The organism is Thermoanaerobacter brockii subsp. finnii Ako-1, from assembly GCF_000175295.2.
In the GTDB taxonomy this organism is placed as follows: Bacteria; Bacillota; Thermoanaerobacteria; order Thermoanaerobacterales; family Thermoanaerobacteraceae; genus Thermoanaerobacter; species Thermoanaerobacter pseudethanolicus.
In genome coordinates this window covers 1247712-1267844 of sequence record NC_014964.1, presented here as the reverse complement: position 1 = coordinate 1267844, position 20133 = coordinate 1247712, and the positions used below count along the sequence as shown (strand labels likewise).

The 20133-nt window shown below is 33.1% G+C and carries 21 protein-coding genes; all 21 read left to right on the top strand.

All coding sequences use genetic code 11. From position 1 onward, the window contains the following. Positions 1-3 precede the first annotated feature (3 nt). Positions 4-1368: a DUF342 domain-containing protein gene (locus tag THEBR_RS06225; protein ID WP_012269360.1), complete on the top strand. Its 1365-nt coding sequence runs from the start codon at positions 4-6 to the stop codon at positions 1366-1368. A gap of 13 nt (positions 1369-1381) precedes the next feature. Then, positions 1382-1666 (top strand): hypothetical protein, encoded by a 285-nt coding sequence (locus THEBR_RS06220; RefSeq protein ID WP_009052398.1) that lies wholly within the window; start codon positions 1382-1384, stop codon positions 1664-1666. A gap of 143 nt (positions 1667-1809) precedes the next feature. Further along, positions 1810-2517: a 30S ribosomal protein S2 gene (gene rpsB / locus THEBR_RS06215; protein ID WP_012269359.1), complete on the top strand. Its 708-nt coding sequence runs from the start codon at positions 1810-1812 to the stop codon at positions 2515-2517. Positions 2518-2602: 85 nt separating this feature from the next. Further along, a complete protein-coding gene (gene tsf, locus THEBR_RS06210) occupies positions 2603-3217 on the top strand; it encodes a translation elongation factor Ts (RefSeq protein ID WP_003866734.1) in 615 nt (204 codons plus the stop codon). Positions 3218-3334: 117 nt separating this feature from the next. Then, entirely contained in the window at positions 3335-4048 is a 714-nt protein-coding gene (gene pyrH, locus THEBR_RS06205) for a UMP kinase (protein WP_004396202.1), read from the top strand. A 2-nt stretch (positions 4049-4050) separates the two neighbouring features. After that, positions 4051-4605 (top strand): ribosome recycling factor, encoded by a 555-nt coding sequence (gene frr / locus THEBR_RS06200; RefSeq protein ID WP_003866736.1) that lies wholly within the window; start codon positions 4051-4053, stop codon positions 4603-4605. Further along, positions 4602-4787: a hypothetical protein gene (locus tag THEBR_RS06195; RefSeq protein ID WP_003866737.1), complete on the top strand. Its 186-nt coding sequence runs from the start codon at positions 4602-4604 to the stop codon at positions 4785-4787. Before frr ends, THEBR_RS06195 begins: the two co-directional genes overlap by 4 nt. A gap of 47 nt (positions 4788-4834) precedes the next feature. After that, complete coding sequence (locus tag THEBR_RS06190) at positions 4835-5584, top strand: isoprenyl transferase (protein WP_003869143.1); 750 nt, start codon at positions 4835-4837, stop codon at positions 5582-5584. 19 nt (positions 5585-5603) lie between these two features. Next, a complete protein-coding gene (locus THEBR_RS06185) occupies positions 5604-6383 on the top strand; it encodes a phosphatidate cytidylyltransferase (protein ID WP_003866739.1) in 780 nt (259 codons plus the stop codon). 15 nt (positions 6384-6398) lie between these two features. Further along, positions 6399-7547, top strand: coding sequence for a 1-deoxy-D-xylulose-5-phosphate reductoisomerase (locus tag THEBR_RS06180; RefSeq protein WP_004396209.1), 1149 nt, complete (start codon positions 6399-6401; stop codon positions 7545-7547). Between the two features lie 6 nt (positions 7548-7553). Further along, complete coding sequence (gene rseP / locus THEBR_RS06175) at positions 7554-8552, top strand: RIP metalloprotease RseP (protein ID WP_003869140.1); 999 nt, start codon at positions 7554-7556, stop codon at positions 8550-8552. Between the two features lie 12 nt (positions 8553-8564). Next, the gene (gene ispG, locus THEBR_RS06170; protein ID WP_004396210.1) at positions 8565-9626 is read left to right on the top strand and encodes a flavodoxin-dependent (E)-4-hydroxy-3-methylbut-2-enyl-diphosphate synthase; all 1062 of its coding nucleotides are present in this window, start codon (positions 8565-8567) and stop codon (positions 9624-9626) included. Further along, on the top strand, positions 9626-10246 hold the full coding sequence (locus tag THEBR_RS06165) for a glycosyltransferase family 2 protein (protein ID WP_004396211.1): 621 nt from the start codon (positions 9626-9628) through the stop codon (positions 10244-10246). Before ispG ends, THEBR_RS06165 begins: the two co-directional genes overlap by 1 nt. Positions 10247-10259: 13 nt before the next feature. Then, complete coding sequence (locus tag THEBR_RS06160; protein ID WP_012269358.1) at positions 10260-14483, top strand: PolC-type DNA polymerase III; 4224 nt, start codon at positions 10260-10262, stop codon at positions 14481-14483. Between the two features lie 125 nt (positions 14484-14608). Next, positions 14609-15064, top strand: a complete 456-nt coding sequence (gene rimP / locus THEBR_RS06155) for a ribosome maturation factor RimP (protein WP_003869136.1) — start codon at positions 14609-14611, stop codon at positions 15062-15064. Positions 15065-15085: 21 nt separating this feature from the next. Continuing rightward, positions 15086-16126: a transcription termination factor NusA gene (nusA, locus tag THEBR_RS06150; protein ID WP_003869135.1), complete on the top strand. Its 1041-nt coding sequence runs from the start codon at positions 15086-15088 to the stop codon at positions 16124-16126. A 13-nt stretch (positions 16127-16139) separates the two neighbouring features. Next, on the top strand, positions 16140-16412 hold the full coding sequence (rnpM, locus tag THEBR_RS06145) for an RNase P modulator RnpM (protein WP_003866750.1): 273 nt from the start codon (positions 16140-16142) through the stop codon (positions 16410-16412). Beyond that, entirely contained in the window at positions 16402-16725 is a 324-nt protein-coding gene (locus THEBR_RS06140) for a L7Ae/L30e/S12e/Gadd45 family ribosomal protein (protein WP_012269357.1), read from the top strand. Before rnpM ends, THEBR_RS06140 begins: the two co-directional genes overlap by 11 nt. Further along, positions 16712-18802 carry a translation initiation factor IF-2 gene (gene infB / locus THEBR_RS06135; protein WP_012995244.1) on the top strand — a complete coding sequence of 697 codons (2091 nt, stop codon included), beginning with the start codon at positions 16712-16714 and terminating at the stop codon, positions 18800-18802. The genes THEBR_RS06140 and infB overlap by 14 nt, the downstream gene beginning before the upstream one ends. Before the next feature lie 13 nt (positions 18803-18815). Further along, positions 18816-19175 (top strand): 30S ribosome-binding factor RbfA, encoded by a 360-nt coding sequence (gene rbfA / locus THEBR_RS06130; RefSeq protein WP_012269355.1) that lies wholly within the window; start codon positions 18816-18818, stop codon positions 19173-19175. After that, entirely contained in the window at positions 19172-20125 is a 954-nt protein-coding gene (locus THEBR_RS06125) for a DHH family phosphoesterase (RefSeq protein ID WP_012269354.1), read from the top strand. The genes rbfA and THEBR_RS06125 overlap by 4 nt, the downstream gene beginning before the upstream one ends. The last annotated feature ends 8 nt before the right edge of the window (positions 20126-20133 follow it).

The following is a 20133-nucleotide window of genomic DNA, read 5'->3' as shown; positions in this document are numbered from 1 at the left end:
AAAATGGATGAAAAAAAGTATAAAGTACTTATTGACGTATCGAGAGATAAACAACAGGCCTATTTGACTTTAATTGAAGACCCCGATGGCATTAGTATTAATAAAGAAGTTTTATTACAAGAAATCGCAAAACATAATATAGTATACGGAATAAAATTCGAAGTTATAGATAATATTTGTAAAGATTTGAAAAAGGTAAAAGGTGTATTAATTGCAGAAGGGAAAAAGCCTATAAATGGAGAAGATGGAAAGATAATTTTTGAGATAGACGTAGAAAAGGCTGCAACCCCAAAAATTTTGGAGGACGGAAGTGTAGACTATAAAAATTTAGACTTGTTTAAAAACATCAAAAAGGGCCAAATAATAGCTCGAAAAATAAATCCTACCGCAGGGCAACCAGGAATTGATGTTTTTGGACAAAAAGTTGATGCTTTAGGCGGGAAAGATGTAAGACTTCCTCTTGGAAAAAATACTTATATTGATGATGATAAGCTTGTAGCTTCTGTAGATGGTCATATCGTGGTTTTAAACAACAAAATAGAAGTACACACTCTTTTGGAAGTAAAAGAAGTCGACACTTCTGTAGGAAACATAAAAACGGTAGCAAGTGTAAAAATTACTGGAAATGTTAAATCAGGTTTTACTGTTGAAAGTGAAGGTAATATAGAAATTTTTGGAGTAGTGGAAGCAGCCACTATAATAGCAAAAGGAAATATCAGTATTCATAAAGGAGTACAGGGCGCTGGAAGGGCAAAAATTATCGCAGAAGGAAATATTACAGCAAAGTATTTACAAAACTGCAGTGTAGAAGCCGGAGAAGATATATACAGTGAAGCGATAATTTATTGCGATGTAAAAGCAGGAGGAAGTGTAAAACTTTTAGGAAATAAAAGCCAAATTATTGGCAGTAAAATTGTAGCTGCAAGAGAAATTTCAGCGGCAAATATTGGTTCAAAAATAGGAACGTATACAGAATTACAAGTAGGTATACTGCCTCAAAAGAGGCTGAAAATAGCGGAATTAACTTGTCAAATAGAACAAAACAATGCCCAGTTAGAAAAAATAGGAAAAATTCTTAAGTACATAGAAAAAATCGAAAAATTACCTCCTGATAAAGAGGAGATTTATCATAAAGCTAAAAAATCTTTCCAAGATTTAATTTCTCTAAATCATCGTCTAAGTGAGGAATTAAATTCTTTAAAGGAGGAAATAAAAAGTTCTAGTATTGGAATTATAAAAGTTTTTGATACAATATTTCCAGGAACTAAACTCGTCATTGATGACGTGACTTTAAAAATACAAGAACCTATTAAATATGCTATGTTTATAAAAAATGAGGAAGAAATAAAATTTTTTCCTCTAAAATAAGGAGATGAATTTTATGTCTTCCAATTCCCCTATTGATTTAAAATCTATTCTACCTCGTACTGTAGAGGCAGGAAATTTGAAACAAATTGACCTTCAAAAGCCTGTCATTTATTCTCAGCAAATAATAACCATTTCTAATAGAGAAAATGAAATAAAGAAGACAAAGCCTAATGAACTCGAAAAAACAGAAAAAACTCTTATAAAAGATCGCCAAAACTCTGAACAAAAAAATAAGCAGGAAAAAGATAAAGGTAAAAAAAGCAAAAAAACTATAGGCCATATAGACATAAAAGTGTGATAATATATTGACATTTAGCAAAATATATAATATAGTATTCATTGTCAGTCAATAACACACGCCTAATGATTGCAAAAAGGGTGCCTGAAAAGGTCTTTTTGCAAGAGGATTTAGGCGGAGGAATAACCATAGGAGGTGTATGTATGTCGGTAATTTCAATGAAGCAGTTATTAGAGGCAGGGGTACATTTTGGTCATCAAACAAGAAGATGGAACCCTAAAATGGCTCCTTATATTTTTACAGAAAGAAATGGAATTTACATCATTGATTTACAACAAACGGTAGAAAAATTGGAACAAGCTTATGAATTTGTCAAAAAGTTGGCCATGGAAGGGGGCACTATTCTTTTTGTTGGGACCAAGAAACAGGCTCAGGATTCTATTAAGGAAGAAGCAGAAAGATGTGGTATGTTTTATGTAAATCAAAGGTGGTTAGGTGGAACCCTAACTAATTTTAAAACAATTAGAGGAAGGATTCAACGATTAAAAGAACTCAAAAAAATGGAGGAAGATGGAACTTTTGATGTTCTTCCTAAAAAAGAGGTAATAAAACTTAGGAAAGAAAAGGAAAGATTGCAGAAATTTTTGGGCGGAATAGAGAATATGGAGTCATTGCCTTCCGCTTTATTCATAGTTGACCCCAAAAAAGAAGCTATCGCAGTGGCAGAAGCTCGAAGCTTGGAAATACCAATTGTAGCTATTGTAGATACCAATTGCGATCCTGAGCTAATCGATTATCCTATTCCAGGAAATGATGATGCTATAAGAGCTGTCAAGCTTATTACTTCCAAGATTGCAGATGCAGTGATTGAAGGCAATCAAGGTGAACAATTTGCTGCTTCAGAAGAGTGAAAATTTTTGTCTAGTGGTAAGGAAAAAGGCAAAGCTCCTTACCACTATTGTATATCATTTATCATTATCTAAGGAGGTTTTTCTAATGATATCAGCACAAGCTGTTAAAGAATTAAGAGAACGAACTGGCGCTGGAATGATGGATTGTAAAAAAGCTTTAATGGAAGCAAATGGAGATATGGAAAAGGCCATAGATATTTTAAGAGAGAAAGGATTGGCTGCTGCTGCTAAAAAAGCAGGTAGAGTTGCTAATGAAGGCTTAGTTGATGCCTACATACACAGTGGTGGAAGAATAGGGGTTTTAGTAGAAGTAAATTGTGAGACAGATTTTGTTGCAAATACTGATGAATTTAAAAATTTTGTTAAAGAAATATGCATGCAAATTGCTGCCGCAAATCCAAAATATATTTCTCGTGAAGATGTGCCACAAGCTGTTTTGGAAAAAGAAAGAGAAATTTTAAAAGCACAGGCGTTAAATGAAGGGAAACCCCAAAATGTCGTAGATAGAATAGTTGAAGGACGTATTGAAAAATTTTACAAAGAGAATTGCTTGTTAGAACAAGAATACATTAGAGACCCAGAAAAAACAGTGAAAGATTTGCTAAATGAGACGATTGCAAAATTAGGAGAAAATATTGTAATAAGAAGATTTGTTAGATTTGAAAGAGGAGAAGGTATTGAAACTTCCTCAAATGAGTAATAAAATTAAATAGGCAACCACATAGGGACACGGTTGTGTCCCATTTTTATAAATTACTTAAAAGATTAAGAAGGATTTTCAAAATTTTTATAGAACTTATAAGAATGGGGTGTTATTGTGTCGTCAGTTGTTTACAAGCGAGTAGTTCTGAAAATCTCAGGAGAAGCTTTGGCAGGAAATAAAGGATTTGGAATCGATTTTGACACAGTTAATCGAATAGCAGACGAAATAAAAGAAGTGAAAGAAATGGGAGTTCAAATTGGTCTTGTAGTTGGCGGAGGAAATATATGGCGTGGAAGAGAAGGTATTGGGATGGACAGAACTACTGCAGACCACATGGGAATGCTTGCGACTGTAATTAATGCTCTTGCACTGCAAGATGCTTTAGAGCAACGGGGAGTTCCTACAAGAGTTCAGACTGCTATTGAGATGAGAGCAATTGCAGAACCCTATATACGCAGAAGAGCAATAAGACACTTAGAAAAAGGACGAGTTGTTATATTTGCTGCTGGGACAGGGAATCCCTTCTTTTCAACTGATACTGCTGCTTCATTAAGAGCAGCGGAAATAGATGCAGAGGTCATACTATTAGCTAAAAAAGTAGATGGAGTCTATGACAAAGACCCAAATAAATACAAAGACGCTGTAAAATTTAAAGAATTATCTTATTTAGATGTTTTAAACAAAGGTTTAGGAGTAATGGATTCAACAGCAACTTCTTTATGCATGGACAATAAAATACCAATCATAGTTTTTGACCTTACTACCTACGGAAATATAAAGAAAGTAGTAACAGGAAAAGATATTGGTACAATAGTGAAGGAGGTTTAAGTATGAGTGATTATTTAAAAGCTAGCGAAGAAAAAATGCAAAAATCTTTGAGCGTTTTAAAAAACGAATTAGCTGCTATAAGAGCAGGTAGAGCAAATCCTGCACTACTTGACCGAATTATGGTAGATTATTATGGTACTCCAACTCCTCTTAACAGATTAGCCACCATTACAGCTCCGGAGCCAAGAGTACTAGTTGTACAACCGTGGGATGTTTCAAAAATAAGCGATATTGAAAAAGCAATACAGAAATCAGATTTAGGAATTAATCCAGTTTCTGACGGTAAAGTGTTAAGATTAGTTTTTCCTGAATTGACTGAAGAAAGAAGAAAAGAATTGGTAAAGTTAGTTCATAAAAAAGCAGAAGAGGCAAAAGTAGCAGTAAGGCAAATAAGAAGAGATGCTAATGATGCTGTAAAAAAAATGGAAAAAAACGGCGAAATTTCGGAAGATGAAAGAAAAAAGAGAGAAGAAGAAATTCAAAAATTAACTGACAAATATATTAAAGAGATAGACAAAGTGGTGGAAGCTAAAGAAAAGGAGATAATGGAAATTTGACAGATTATTATAATAATTTTATAGGGATGGATTTACATAAAATAATAGAAAAATTACCTAAGGACTTAAAATTTAACGTTGTAGAGACAAAATCTATTTTTAAATATGAGGGTTCTCGTTTAAAAGTTGCCAGGATAAAAGAACAAAATAACATTCTTGAAATTACTGTTATTAGAATTTAATCCCCCTCTGACGAGGGGGCGCCCTTATAAAATGAGGAGGAAAATAAATGGTGTTTTTTAGACAAAAAAATAGAGATTTGAGTGACAAGATTGATAAAAATAAATTGCCTATTCACATAGGGATTATCATGGACGGAAATGGAAGATGGGCTCAAAAAAGAGGGATGATGAGATTTTATGGCCATAAAGCTGGTGTTAATGCTGTAAGAGAGGTTGTAAAAGCCTCTAGAGAATTAGGGATAAAATATTTAACTTTATACGCTTTTTCAACTGAAAACTGGAAAAGACCTAAAGAAGAAGTAAATTTTTTAATGGATTTACTCGTTGAATATCTCTCTAAAGAAGTAGATGAATTGAATAAAAATAATGTATTGATTAACTTCATAGGGGATATTTCTGTTTTACCAGAGAAGTGTAAAATTGAAATAGATCGGGCGCAAAATGTAACAAAAAACAACTCTGGACTTGTACTTAATATAGCGTTAAATTATGGCGGAAGAGATGAAATAGTAAAGGCTGTGAAAAAAATTTGCACAAAGATTTTAAATAAAGAATTGTCCATTGAGGAAATTACAGAACAAACTATAAGTGAAAATTTGTATACTAAAAACCAGCCAGATCCAGATCTTATAATAAGAACAAGTGGAGAAAAAAGATTGAGCAATTTCTTATTATGGCAATCTGCTTATTCTGAGCTTTGGTTTACAGAGGTACTGTGGCCGGATTTTGGCAAAGAACATCTTATTGAAGCAATATTGTATTACCAAACTCGCCAAAGAAGATTTGGGGGAGTATAGTAAGGAGTGGTAAATAAATATGCTAAAAACAAGAGTTATAAGTGCGATAGTAGGCTTGCCAATTTTATTTTTCATTTTAATAAAAGGGGGGAATATGCTTAAAATTGCATTAGTTTTAGTAAGCATATTAGGACTTAATGAATTTTATAATGCTATAAAAAATATTGGGGTACGGCCTGTAAAAATTTTTGGATATTTGTCAGCAATCCTTTTATATTTTTTAGAAAGTAAAATCGCAAAAGTAGATGTATTAGTTATAATCGCAATGATGCTTTTTTTGCTGTTTTTAACTAATAAAAAATATAATCTCAAAGATTACGCTTTGACTTTGATGGGAATCATTTATATACCTCTTTTCTTTTTGTACATACAAAAACTTAGAGAAATGCCTGAAGGAATGTACATAGTATGGTTTGTTTTTATAGTCTCTTGGATGACGGATACTTTTGCCTATTTTACCGGTAGATTTTTTGGAAAGCACAAACTTGCTCCTACAATCAGTCCCAAAAAGACGATAGAAGGAGGGATTGGAGGAATCATAGGCTCTACCATCAGCTGTGCTGTATTTGCTTGGCTATTTCCTCAATCGAATGTCAGTATATATCTTTCTGTAATTATAGGCTTATTGGGAAGTATAATCGCTCAATGTGGAGATTTAATTGCTTCCTTTATAAAAAGAAATTGTTACATTAAAGATTTTGGAAATACAATTCCTGGCCATGGAGGAATTTTAGATAGATTTGATAGTATTTTATTTGTTTCTCCTTTCATATACTTTATTTTTCAGTACTTAATTTAGAAAGGGATGTACTTCATGAAAAAGGTAATAATTCTCGGCTCAACTGGTTCTATAGGTACACAAACATTAGACGTAATAAAAAATTTTAGAGAAAATTTTGAAATAGTAGGACTTACAGCTTATAACAATGTAGAACTTTTATCGAAACAAATTAGAGAATTTAATCCTAAAGTTGTAGCAGTAAAAGATGAAGATAAAGCTAACCAATTAAGGGAGAATCTAAAAAAAAATGTCGAAATTCTAACTGGCAGCAAAGGGCTTCAAGAAATTGTGAAGTACGATGCCGATTTAGTGGTGGTAGCTGTAGAAGGGATTGCTGGCCTTATTCCAACAGTTACAGCTATCCAGAGGGGAAAAGATATCGCTTTAGCGAATAAAGAAGTACTTGTAACAGCTGGACAAATTGTGATGGATTTGGTAAAAAAGAAGGATATAACTCTTTTACCTGTAGATAGTGAACACTCTGCTATACTCCAATGTTTAAGAGGAAATGACAAAAAAGAAGTATCTCGATTGATTTTAACAGCCTCTGGAGGTCCTTTTAGGGGGAAGAAAAAAGAAGATTTGAGAAAAGTAACTGTAAATGAGGCTCTAAATCATCCTAATTGGAAAATGGGGAAAAAAATCACGATAGATTCTGCCACTTTAATGAATAAAGGGTTTGAAGTAATAGAAGCAAAATGGCTTTTTGACATTTCTGAAGATAAAATTGATGTGATTGTGCATCCCCAGAGTATAATTCACTCAATGGTAGAATATATAGATGGTAGTGTAATTGCACAATTGGCTGCTGCCGATATGAGGATACCTATTCAGTATGCATTAAATTATCCTACTCGCAATTACATAAATGGAATAAATTTTTTAGATTTTTCTCTTACAACTCAGCTAACTTTTGAAAAACCCGATTTAGAAACTTTTAGATGTTTGTCGTTGGCATATGAGGCTTTAAAAATTGGCGGCACGATGACTACAGTGTTAAATGCGGCTGATGAAATAGCTGTGTCACTGTTTTTAAATAAAAAAATAGAATTTTTACAAATAGCTGAAATCATAGAGGAGAGTATGAAAGAACATAATAATATACAAAATCCCACTTTAGATGATATAATAAATGTGGATAAAGAGGTTAAGGAAAAAATAGCAAAAAAATATATGAGGTGATACATTTTGACAATATTGATAAGTATAATTGTTTTAAGCGTTTTAGTAATGTTTCACGAATTTGGACATTTTATCGTTGCAAAACTTTCTGGAGCTAGAGTAAATGAATTTTCTATTGGCTTTGGTCCACGACTTTTTAAGAAGAAATACGGAGAAACAGAGTATTCTTTTAGAGCATTGCTATTCGGTGGTTATGTTGCTTTAGAAGGTGAAGATGAAAAATCTAATGACCCGCGGGCTATAGTAAATAAGCCTTGGCCTGTAAGGTTAGCTGTCTTTGCTGCAGGTCCTTTAATGAATATATTATTAGCTTTTTTATTGCTTTTTATTGTATTTTTTAATATAGGAAGTCCGATACCACAGGTAAAATCCGTAATGGAAGGCTATCCCGCTGAAAAAGCAGGAATTTTGCCGGGGGACAAAATTGTAATGGTAAATAATACAAAGATAAATACATGGGAGGAGTTAGAGAAAGCCATAAGTTCTAATGGAGAGCGAGTATTGACAATTGAAATTCAAAGGGGAAATCAAATTTTACAAAAACAAGTAAAACCAATTTTTGATAAAAACGCTTCAAAGGTAATGATAGGAATTGTTCCAGACTATGAGCGTTCTATCTCTCTTGCCTTTAAAACTGCCATCAATCAGACAATATATTTTTCGAAACTTATTATTTTGTCTCTTGTAATGTTAGTAACCGGAAAAGTCTCTGTCAATGATATTATGGGACCTGTGGGAATTGTTCAAGCTGTTGGAACAGTCGCTAAAACAGGTGTTATAAATTTACTAGCTTTTTCCGCTCTTATAAGCGTAAATTTAGGCCTTTTTAATCTATTGCCACTACCGGCTTTAGACGGTGGAAGGATTTTGTTTGTGTTAGCAGAGGCAGTAAGAGGTAAACCATTGCCACCTGAAAAAGAAGGCTATATTCATTATTTAGGTTTTTTACTGTTGATTGCTTTGTTGATTTTTGCAACCTATAGGGATATTCTACGCATTTTTTAAAAGGTGATAAAAATGAGAAAAATTACTCGCGAAGTCAAAATAGGCAATAAAAAAATTGGAGGAAATAATCCAATTTTAGTTCAGTCTATGACTAACACGGATACCCACGATATTGAAAAAACAATAGAGCAGATAAAAAGACTAGAAGCTGAAGGCTGTGATATTATAAGAGTTGCTGTTCCAGATATGGAAGCAGCTGAAGCAATAAAAGAAATAAAGAAAAATATAAATATTCCTTTGGTAGCAGATATTCATTTTGATTATCGATTAGCTATAAAATCAATTGAAAATGGAGCAGACAAGATAAGAATTAATCCCGGAAACATAGGAAGAGAAGAAAATATCAAAAAAGTGGTAGAAATAGCAAAAGAAAAAGGTATTCCTATTAGAATAGGTGTAAATTCTGGTTCTTTAGAAAAAGAAATATTACATAAATACAAGGGAGTAACTGCCGAAGCAGTTGTGGAAAGCGCTTTAAAAAATGTTTTAATTTTAGAAAAGTTAGGCTTTTATGATATAGTTATTTCGCTTAAAACTACAAATGTACCCCTTACTATAGAGGCTTATAAACTCGCTTCTTCAAAAGTGGATTATCCATTGCACGTGGGTATAACGGAAGCGGGTACTATTGAAGCCGGTACTATAAAATCTGCTATAGGAATAGGAACATTACTTTATTTAGGAATAGGAGACACAATACGAGTTTCTTTAACGGGTGATCCAGTCCATGAGGTGAGAGTAGGAAGACAGATTTTACGTTCTTTAGGTCTTTTAAAAGAAGGAGTCGAAATCATTTCCTGCCCTACCTGCGGCAGAACAAAAATTGACTTGATAAGGTTAGCAGAAGAAGTAGAAAAAAGGACGAGGAATATTAAAAAGCCCTTAAAAGTTGCTGTTATGGGATGTGCTGTAAATGGACCAGGGGAAGCAAAAGAAGCAGATATAGGAATAGCAGGAGGAGATGGAGAAGGAGTTATTTTTAAAAAAGGAAAAGTTTATAAAAAAGTTAAAGAAGAAGAGTTAGTAGAAGAATTGATGAAAGAAATTGAAAAATTACTTGAGGAGGATTCTTAATGATTTCTGTTGTAATCCCAGCTTTTAATGAAGAAAAAAATATTGGGAGAGTTTTGTCAGTCTTAGAAACAATAGACCTGATTGATGAAATCATAGTTGTAAATGATGGTTCTACGGATGATACAAAAGAGCAAGCCTTAAAATACAATGTAAAGCTAGTAGATTTGCCGAAAAATCAGGGCAAGGGGAAAGCATTAAAAGCAGGAATAGAAAATTCTAAAGGCGATATTATTGTCATGTTAGATGCCGATTTGATTGGACTTACTGAAAAACATTTTGTAAATCTCGTATCTCCTGTATTAAAGAATGAAGCAGATATGACAATTGGAATTTTTTCTGGTGGAAGAAAATCTACAGATTTTGCACAAAAAATAGCACCCTTTTTGTCAGGCCAAAGGGCAATAAAAAGGCAGTTTTTAGAAAACATTGAAGAGATGGAAATCAGTAGATTCGGAGTAGAAATTGCTTTAAATAGACATGCTGAAAAGAATAAGTTAAGAGTGGTAAATGTGCCTCTTGAGAATATGAGTCATGTCATGAAAGAAGAAAAGCTGGGATTAATTAGAGGATTTTATGCGCGATTAAAAATGTATTTTGATATTTTAAAAATGTGGATTTAGAAAGAGGGATTTGATGATTCCAGCATCTTTTCCGCAGGAATTTGAAATAAAAAAAGTAAAACTGTTAAAAAAAGAGAGAAAATTAATTGTAAGCGTATCTTCCAATAATAACATAAATTCTCAGATAAGAAAATTTCAGGATTTTTTGCTTAATAAATTTCCTTTAATTAAAGAAGTAGAAGTCGTAGTAGAACAGGAGAAAAAATTTAATAGTCTTCAGGACATATTAGACAATTTTGAGGAAATAATCTTAAAAATAAGCGAAGAATACCCTGCTTCTCTTAGTTTTTTAAAAACCTGTGATGTAGTAACAGAGAATCAAAAGATAATAATTAAAGCTCCCAACGAAGTAGTCTATCAATTTATAAAAAGCAATAAAATTGATTTTGTTCTTAAGAAATTTCTAAAGGATAAATATGGGTTTAAAACAGAAATAGATGTAGTCCTTTTAGAAGAGTTTGAAGATACAATGGAAAGAATGATAATGGAGGAAGATATAAAAGTTATTGAAGAAATCACTAAAAGCGGGCAGAAGCAAGAAACCGGCAAAACAACAGAAAAAATGGAGGATAAAGAAGATTCCCAAGTACTTTTAGGGAAAGAAATAAAGGCTGAAGTGATATCTATCAAAGATGTTACTGCAGAAACAGAAGAAGCGGTAATTGAAGGTGAAATCTTTTCTCTAGAATTTAAGGAATTAAAGTCTAAAATTTTAATGACTTTTGATATAACTGATTATACTTCATCGATACTTGTAAAAGCCTTTTTAACTGAGGAAAAGTATAATTATTTAAAAGAGAATATCCAAGTAGGCAGTTTTGTAAAATTAAGAGGGAAAGTTTTCTACGACAAATATGAAGGAGACTTAGTAATAAGTCTAAAAGACCTGCAGTTGATATCTCCGAAAGAAAGAAAAGATTTAAGTGAGGAAAAAAGAGTGGAACTTCACTTACACACTCAAATGAGCAGTATGGATGCAGTAGCCTCTGCAACAGAAGTGATTAAAAGAGCAGCAAAATGGGGACATAAAGCCATTGCTATAACAGACCATGCAGTTGTACAAGCATTTCCTGAAGCGATGGAAGCATCTTCTAAATACGGTGTAAAAGTCATATACGGTGTAGAAGGTTATTTAGTGGATGATGGTGTACCTATTGTAACAGGAGATACAGAAGCCACTTTAGAAGATGAATTTACTGTTTTTGATATAGAGACGACGGGTCTTTCCAATATAAATGATGAAATAATTGAAATTGGTGCAGTAAAAATAAAAGAAGGCAAAATAATAGATACTTTTGAAACCTTTGTTAATCCCAAAATTCCTATTTCTTCTTTTATAACAAAACTTACTGGAATTGACGAATCTATGGTTAAAGATGCTCCTTCTATAGAAGAAATATTACCTAAATTCTTGGAGTTTGCTTCTAACAGTGTTTTAGTAGCTCATAATGCAAATTTTGATGTGTCTTTTATAAAATCTAAAGCTAAAAAATTTAATTTAAATGTAAACAATGCAGTTTTAGATACCTTAGAACTAAGTAGACATTTATATAAGGACTTGAAAAATTACAAGCTAGACACACTGGCTGACCATTTACAAGTAAAATTGGAACACCACCACAGAGCAGTAGACGATGCTATGGCTACAGCTGAAATATTTATAAAAACTATTGATAGGTTAAAAGAATTAGGAGTAGAAAAGGTAAAAGATATAAATGCTATATTAAAAGAAAGTGAAGTTGACATACGGAAACTTCCTGTCTATCATGTCACGATTTTGGTAAAAGACCAAAAAGGATTGAGAAATTTATACGAAATAATCTCTAAATCCAATTTGGAATATTTTCATAGAACACCTCGTATTCCCAAAAGTTTACTTATTAGTAGGAGAGAAGGTCTTATCATTGGTTCTGCTTGTGAACAAGGGGAAGTTTTTAGGGCGATTGTATCTAACTTAGAAGAAAAGAAACTAGAGAATATTATTTCTTTTTACGATTATTTAGAAGTACAGCCTGTTGGAAATAATGAGTTTTTAATTGGAAAAGGAGAAGTAAAAAGCGTAGAAGAATTAAGAGAAATCAATCGAAAAATTTACCTTTTAGGTAAAAAATACAACAAATTAGTAGTGGCAACAGGAGATGTGCACTTTTTAGATCCATGGGATGATATATACAGAAAAATTTTAATGGCAGGAAAAGGATATAAGGATGCAGATAGGCAGCCGCCTCTTTATTTTAAAACAACTGATGAGATGCTAAAAGAATTCGAATATTTAGGAGAAGAAGTAGCGAAAGAGATTGTAATTGATAATCCTAATAAAATTGCTGACCTTGTAGAAGAAGTAAAACCTATACCAGATGGAACATTCCCTCCTGTGATAGAGGGAGCTGAAGAAGAATTAAGAAAGCTTACTTTAGATAAAGCCCATGAAATATACGGTGACCCTTTGCCAGAAATAGTACAAAATCGCTTAGATAGAGAATTAAATTCTATAATTAACAATGGATATGCAGTTATGTATATTATAGCTCAAAAATTAGTGTCTAAGTCTTTAAAAGATGGGTATTTGGTTGGTTCTAGAGGTTCTGTAGGCTCTTCTTTAGTAGCCACTATGAGCGGAATAACAGAAGTTAACCCGCTGCCGCCTCATTATGTTTGTCCAAATTGTAAGTATTCCGAGTTTATAACTGATGGAAGCTATGGTTGTGGTGTGGACATGCCGGATAAGACTTGTCCTCACTGTGGAACTTTGATGAGGAAAGATGGTTTTGATATACCCTTTGAAGTGTTTTTAGGTTTTGAAGGGGATAAAGAACCAGATATAGACCTTAATTTTTCTGGGGAATACCAACCTATTGCTCATAAGTATACAGAAGAACTTTTCGGAAAAGGCCATGTTTTTAGAGCAGGTACTATTGGAACTTTAGCAGATAAAACTGCTTATGGATATGTCAAAAAATATTTTGAAGAACGCAATTTAATAGTTCATAAATCAGAAATCAAAAGACTTACTGTTGGTTGTACAGGAGTGAAAAGAACCACAGGGCAACATCCAGGTGGAATAATGGTAGTGCCAAAGGACAAGAGTATTTATGACTTTACTCCAATACAGCATCCTGCTGATGCAGAAGACACCGATGTTATAACAACTCATTTTGACTACCATTCAATAAGCGGAAGGCTTTTAAAACTGGATATTTTAGGGCATGATGACCCTACAGTTATAAGAATGCTGGAGGATTTAACCGGCATTAATGCAAGAGAAATTCCTTTAGATGATAAAAAAACTATGAGTTTATTTACCAGTGTAGAAGCATTGGGAATAGACCCTGAAGAGCTAAATACTCCTGTGGGTACTTTAGGATTACCTGAGTTTGGTACAAAGTTTGTAAGACAAATGCTTATTGACACTCGTCCTACTACTTTTGCAGAACTAGTACGCATAAGTGGACTTTCTCACGGCACTGATGTATGGCTTAACAATGCTCAGGATATAATAAGAGAAGGAATAGCTACATTAAAAGAAGTAATATCTACAAGAGATGACATAATGCTTTATTTGATAAGCAAAGGTATGGACAAAAAATTGTCTTTTAAAATAATGGAAAATGTGAGGAAAGGCAAAGGTGTAACACAAGAAGAAATAGAAGAAATGAGAAAACACGGTGTTCCAAATTGGTTTATTGAGTCTTGCCAAAAAATAAAATATATGTTTCCGAAGGCTCATGCTGTGGCATACGTAATAATGGCATTTCGAATTGCTTATTTTAAAGTTCATTATCCAGAAGCCTTTTATGCTACTTACTTTACCGTTAGAGCAGATGACTTTAATTTGGATATTGTATTAAAAGGGAAAGACAGCATAAAAAATGCTATAAAAGAGATAGAAGCGAAAGGAAATAATGCTAGTCCTAAAGAAAAAAGCCTTTTAACAGTATTAGAAGTAGCTTTAGAGATGTACCTAAGAGGATTTAAGTTTATAAATGTAGACTTATATAAATCTGATGCAGTCAAATTTTTTATTACTGAAGAAGGATTGCTACCACCTCTTAATTCTTTAGAGGGAGTAGGAATACAAGCAGCCAAAACAATTGCACAAGAAAGAGAAAATGGCAAATTTCTATCTGTTGAAGATTTTAGAAACAGAACAAAGGTCAGTAAAACAGTTATAGAAATATTAAAACAGTATGGCTGTTTAACCGATTTGCCAGAATCTAATCAATTAAGTTTATTTTAGTGTTGCGTTGGTAAAAGGTGTATGCTATAATTGTTATGTCAACATAGATTTTTTGCACAAAGAGTGGGTTTTCCCACTCTTTAGTTTATATAATGAAAAATAAAAAGTTTTAGGAGGAGAAGGATATGTCCAAAATAGAACAGATTGCAAAGGATTTAGTAATGCCTGTTTTAGAAAAAAATAATTTTGAACTGGTAGATGTAGAATACAAAAAGGAAGGAAGCCACTGGTATTTGAGAGTCTATATAGATAAAGAAGGAGGTATTACTTTAGATGATTGTCAATTGGTTAGCGAGTATTTAAGCGATAGATTAGATGAAGTAGACCCAATAGAACACAGTTATATTTTAGAAGTATCTTCTCCCGGTCTCGATAGACCTCTTAAGAAGCCTCGAGATTTTGAAAGAAATATCGGAAAAGAAATAGAAATCTCCCTATATGCCCCTATTGATAAGAGAAAAAAGTTTGAAGGTGAACTTATAGAGTTTACTGGTGATAAAATAATTATTCTCTATAATGGAGAAAGAAAGGAATTTGATATGAAGAATGTAAGTCTTGTTAAACCAGTAATAAAGTTTTAAAATTAAGGAGGGAGAATAATAATGAACGCGGAATTCATAGAAGCTTTAAATTCTATCTGTGAGGAAAAAGGTATCCCAAAAGATACAATGTTTGAAGCAATAGAAGCTGCTTTAGTTTCTGCTTACAAGAAAAATTATGGAACTTCTCAAAATGTTAAAATTGTCATGGATAGAGAAACAGGAGATGTTAAAGTTTATGCACAAAAAACGGTAGTAGAAGAGGTCTACAATGACCTACTAGAAATAAGTTTAGAAGAAGCGAGAAAAATAAATAAAAAATACCAGATAGGAGATATAGTTGATATAGAAGTAACTCCTAAAAACTTTGGCAGAATTGCAGCACAAAACGCAAAACAAGTTGTGATTCAAAGGATTAGAGAAGCTGAAAGAAATGTAATTTATGAAGAGTTTTTAGCCAAAGAAACAGAAGTAGTAACAGGTATTGTAACCAGGGTTGACAAAAAAAATGTGTTAATTAATTTAGGAAGAGTAGAGGCTATATTAGGCCCATCAGAACAAATCCCGGGGGAAACTTTTGCACCAGGAGACAGAGTTAAGGTGTATATTGTGGAAGTAAAAAAGACTACTAAAGGACCTCAGATTTTAATTTCTCGTTCTCATCCAGGACTTGTAAAAAGATTGTTTGAATTGGAATCCCCAGAAATTCAACAAGGAATAGTTGAAATACGGAGTATTGCTCGAGAAGCTGGTTCACGGACAAAAATGGCGGTTTTTAGCAGGGATGAAAATGTGGACCCTGTAGGAGCTTGTGTTGGATATAAAGGTGCAAGAGTACAAGCTGTTGTCAATGAACTAAAAGGAGAAAAAATAGATATAGTCAAGTGGAGTTCAAAACCTCAAGAATTTATAATGAACGCTTTAAGTCCAGCAAAGGCTTTGAGTATAGAAATTTTAGATGAAAAAGAAAAAGTAGCAAGAGTAATTGTACCTGATTATCAATTGTCTTTAGCAATTGGAAAAGAAGGACAAAATGCGAGGCTGGCGGCAAAGCTCACCGGTTGGAAAATAGACATAAAAAGCGAATCAATGGTAAAAAGTTAAGTGAGGTGAAAAGATGAAGACCAAAAAGGTTCCAATGAGAATGTGCTTAGGCTGTCAGCAGATGAAACCAAAAAAGGAATTAATACGCATTGTAAGACGAGCGAAAGATTCAGTTGTACAGGTGGATTTAACAGGTAAAGTGCCGGGAAGAGGTTGTTATATTTGCAAAGATATAAATTGTCTTGAAAAAGCTTTTAAAAACAAAAGGTTAGAAAAAGCGCTAGAAGTACCAATTTCTGATGAAATTTACGAACAATTAAAGAGGGAGATAGAGGATGAAGAATGACAGATTTCATTCTATGCTCGGAATAAGTAAAAAAGCGGGTAAACTTGTCTCTGGTAATTATAGTGTGGATAAATACCTTAAACTTAAGAAAGTTTTTTTAGTGGTATTGGCCACTGACGTGTCAAAGAATACTTTTAAAAAGTTTGCTACAATGTGTGAACGAAATAAAGTCCCCTATATTGTATATTCCACAAAAGAGCTATTGGCAAAAGCGATAGGAAGAGAAATAGTCGGGGTAATTGGCATTACAGACGAGGGATTAGCAAAAGTATTACTAGATGCTGCAAAGGAGGAAAATTATGGAGGTGAATAAAATGTCTAAAACAAGAGTTTATGAATTAGCAAAAGAATTGAATTTATCTAGTAAAGACCTTATATCCAGATTAAACGATTTGGATATAAAAGTTAAAAACCACATGAGTACGTTGGAAGATGAAGAAGTAGACTTAATCATGGATTTACTAAGTGACAAACCACAACAAACGGATGAAATAAATCAACAGGAAGAAGATATATTTGAAGATAATTTAGAGGATTTGGAAGAAGAGAGAGCTTACAAAAAGAGTTTCAAAAAAGGTGGTAAGAAAAATAAGAAGAATAACAAAAAAGTGATTTTAACAGAGGAAAAACAAGAGGACGAAATTAAAATAATCACTATTCCCGAGTTTTTGACTGTAAAAGAGTTAGCAGAAAAAATGAAAGTCAATCCTACAGAGATAATTAAAAAGTTAATTGCAAAAGGAATAATGGTTACAGTAAATCAACAGATTGATTTTGAAAATGCATCTAAAATTGCTGAAGAATATGGATTTTTGGTGGATAAAGAAGAAGTAAAAGATGAATTAGAATTGTTGTTAGAAGAAGCGCCTGATGATGAAAAAGATTTGCAACCTCGTCCACCTATTGTTACTGTAATGGGCCATGTGGACCATGGTAAAACTTCTTTATTAGATGCCATTAGAAATACAAATGTCACTATGAAAGAAATGGGAGGAATCACACAGCATATAGGTGCCTCTGTAGTTGAGGTAAATAACAAAAAAATTGTGTTTTTAGATACGCCTGGCCATGAAGCTTTTACTGCTATGAGAGCAAGAGGAGCCAGCATTACAGATATTGTCGTTTTAGTCGTAGCTGCAGATGATGGTGTTATGCCTCAAACAGTAGAAGCAATAAACCACGTGAAAGCTGCCAATGCACCTATGATTGTAGCTATAAACAAAATAGATTTGCCGACTGCAAATCCTGATAAGGTAAAGACAGAGCTAAGTGAGCTAGGGTTAGTGCCAGAAGAATGGGGAGGAAATACAATTTGTGTACCTGTTTCTGCAAAGAAAAATATAGGTATAGATAATCTTTTAGAAATGATTTTGCTGGTGGCTGAAATGGAAGATTTAAAAGCTAATCCGAATAAGCCAGCAAGAGGTACTATAATAGAAGCGAAGTTAGAAAAAGGAAAAGGTCCTGTTGCAACCGTAATTGTACAAAATGGTACTTTACAAATAGGAGATGCTATTTTAGCGGGTACCACCTATGGAAGAGTAAGGGCAATGTTTGATGACAAGGGGAAAAGAATTAAAAAAGCCGGGCCTTCTACGCCAGTGGAGGTTTTGGGCTTTTCTGAAGTACCAGAAGCCGGAGATAAGCTCATAGTAGTAGAGGAAGAAAAAAAAGCAAGAGAATTGGCAGAAAGACGTAAAGAACTTCAAAAAGAAATGGAACTTAAACGAAAGCAAAAAGTTTCACTAGAGGACTTATTTAGTCAAATACAGGAAGGTAGCGTAAAAGAATTAAATATTATCATAAAAGCTGATGTTCAAGGTTCAGTAGAAGCATTAAAGAAATCCATTGAAGACTTAAGCAACGAAGAAGTTAGAATAAAGGTAATTCACGGAGCAGTAGGCGCAATAACTGAAACGGATGTTATGCTTGCATCAGCTTCTAATGCCATAATAATAGGTTTTAATGTAAGGCCAGAGACAAATGCTAAAAATCTTGCAGAAAAAGAAAAGGTAGATATAAAGCTTTATCGAATTATATATGATGTTATTGAAGATATTAAAGCAGCTATGAAAGGTCTGTTAGAGCCAAAATATAAAGAAGTAGAGTTAGGAAGAGCTGAAGTTAGGGCCGTTTTTAGGGTACCTGGTGTAGGAAATGTAGCTGGCTGTTATGTGTTAAGTGGTAAAATTTTAAGAAATGCCGATGTACGTATAATAAGAAATGGTATTGTAGTCTATGAGGGTAAAATTGCTTCTTTAAAGAGATTTAAAGATGATGTGAGAGAAGTACAACAAGGATTTGAATGCGGTATAGGTATAGAGAAATTCAACGACATAAAAGAGGGTGACATAATAGAGGCTTATCAAATGGAAGAAATTCCTCGTTGAAAGGATGAATACAATGCAGTACAGGAATAATCGACTTTCAGAAGAAATAAAAAAAGAGATAAGTAAAATGATTTTAGAAGAAATTAAAGACCCAAGAATTAAAGCAATGGTTAGTATAACTGATATAGAACTTACTAAAGACTTGAGATATGCTAAAGTTTATGTAAGTATTTACGGAAATGAAGAAGATAAACGTGAAACTTTTGAAGGGCTGAAAAGTGCAGCTGGATATATCAGACACGAAATTGGACGGAGAATAAAAATGAGATATACTCCTGAAATCATCTTTGAGTTAGATCACTCTATAGAATATGGGGCTCATATTTCTGAAATATTAAAAGAACTCAATAAGCAAGAGGGTGATGGTAATTGATATTAATTGATGCAATAAATCACATAAAAGATGCTAAAAGTGTAATTGTAGTATCTCACATTGCACCCGATGGAGATGCTATAGGCACTGTTACAGGAATGTATAAAGTATTAAAAAAAATGGGAAAAGAAGTAGATGTATTCATAGATGACGAAATCCCTGAAATGTACAACTTTGTTCCTAATGTAGAGAAAATATCAAGACCATTTTATAAAGAGGCAGACGTGGTTTTGATTTTTGACTGTGCTGATGAAGAAAGATTGGGCAGTACCAAAGAACTTTTAAAAACTTCTGCTGTAACTATTAATATTGACCATCACATTTCAAATACTTTGTATGCCAAATTGAATTATGTAGATACTAACGCAGCAGCGACAGCAGAAATAGCCTATCAAATTGTTAAATTGTTAGGAGTAGAATTTGATGAAGAAATAGCTACAAGTTTCTATACAGCGATTTTGACAGATAGTGGTGGATTTATGTACGAATCAACTACTTCTATAACTCATCAAATAGCTGGAGACTTAATAAACAATGGCGCTAAATTTAAAGAAATAGGAGATAAAGTTTTTAATACTCTCAAATTCAACAAAGCAAAACTTTTAGGAAGAGCCTTAAATAGCCTTACATTATATAAAGATGGAAGAGTTGCTTATATGGAAATTTTAAAAAAAGACTTCCAAGAAACAAACACAAACCTTTCACATATAGAAAATATTATCACTTATGCTAGAAATATTGAAGGAGTAGAAGTAGCGGTACTTTTAGTTGAAAAAGAAGGAGAGATAAAAATTAGTTTAAGGTCAAAAGAAAAAATAGATGTAAATAAAATTGCAAATATTTTTGACGGTGGAGGCCATGTAAGAGCTGCTGGATGTAGCATCAAAGGAAATATTGGAGAAGCCAAAGAAAAAATTTTACAGACAATATTCAAAGAATTAGAGGGATAAAAATTGGA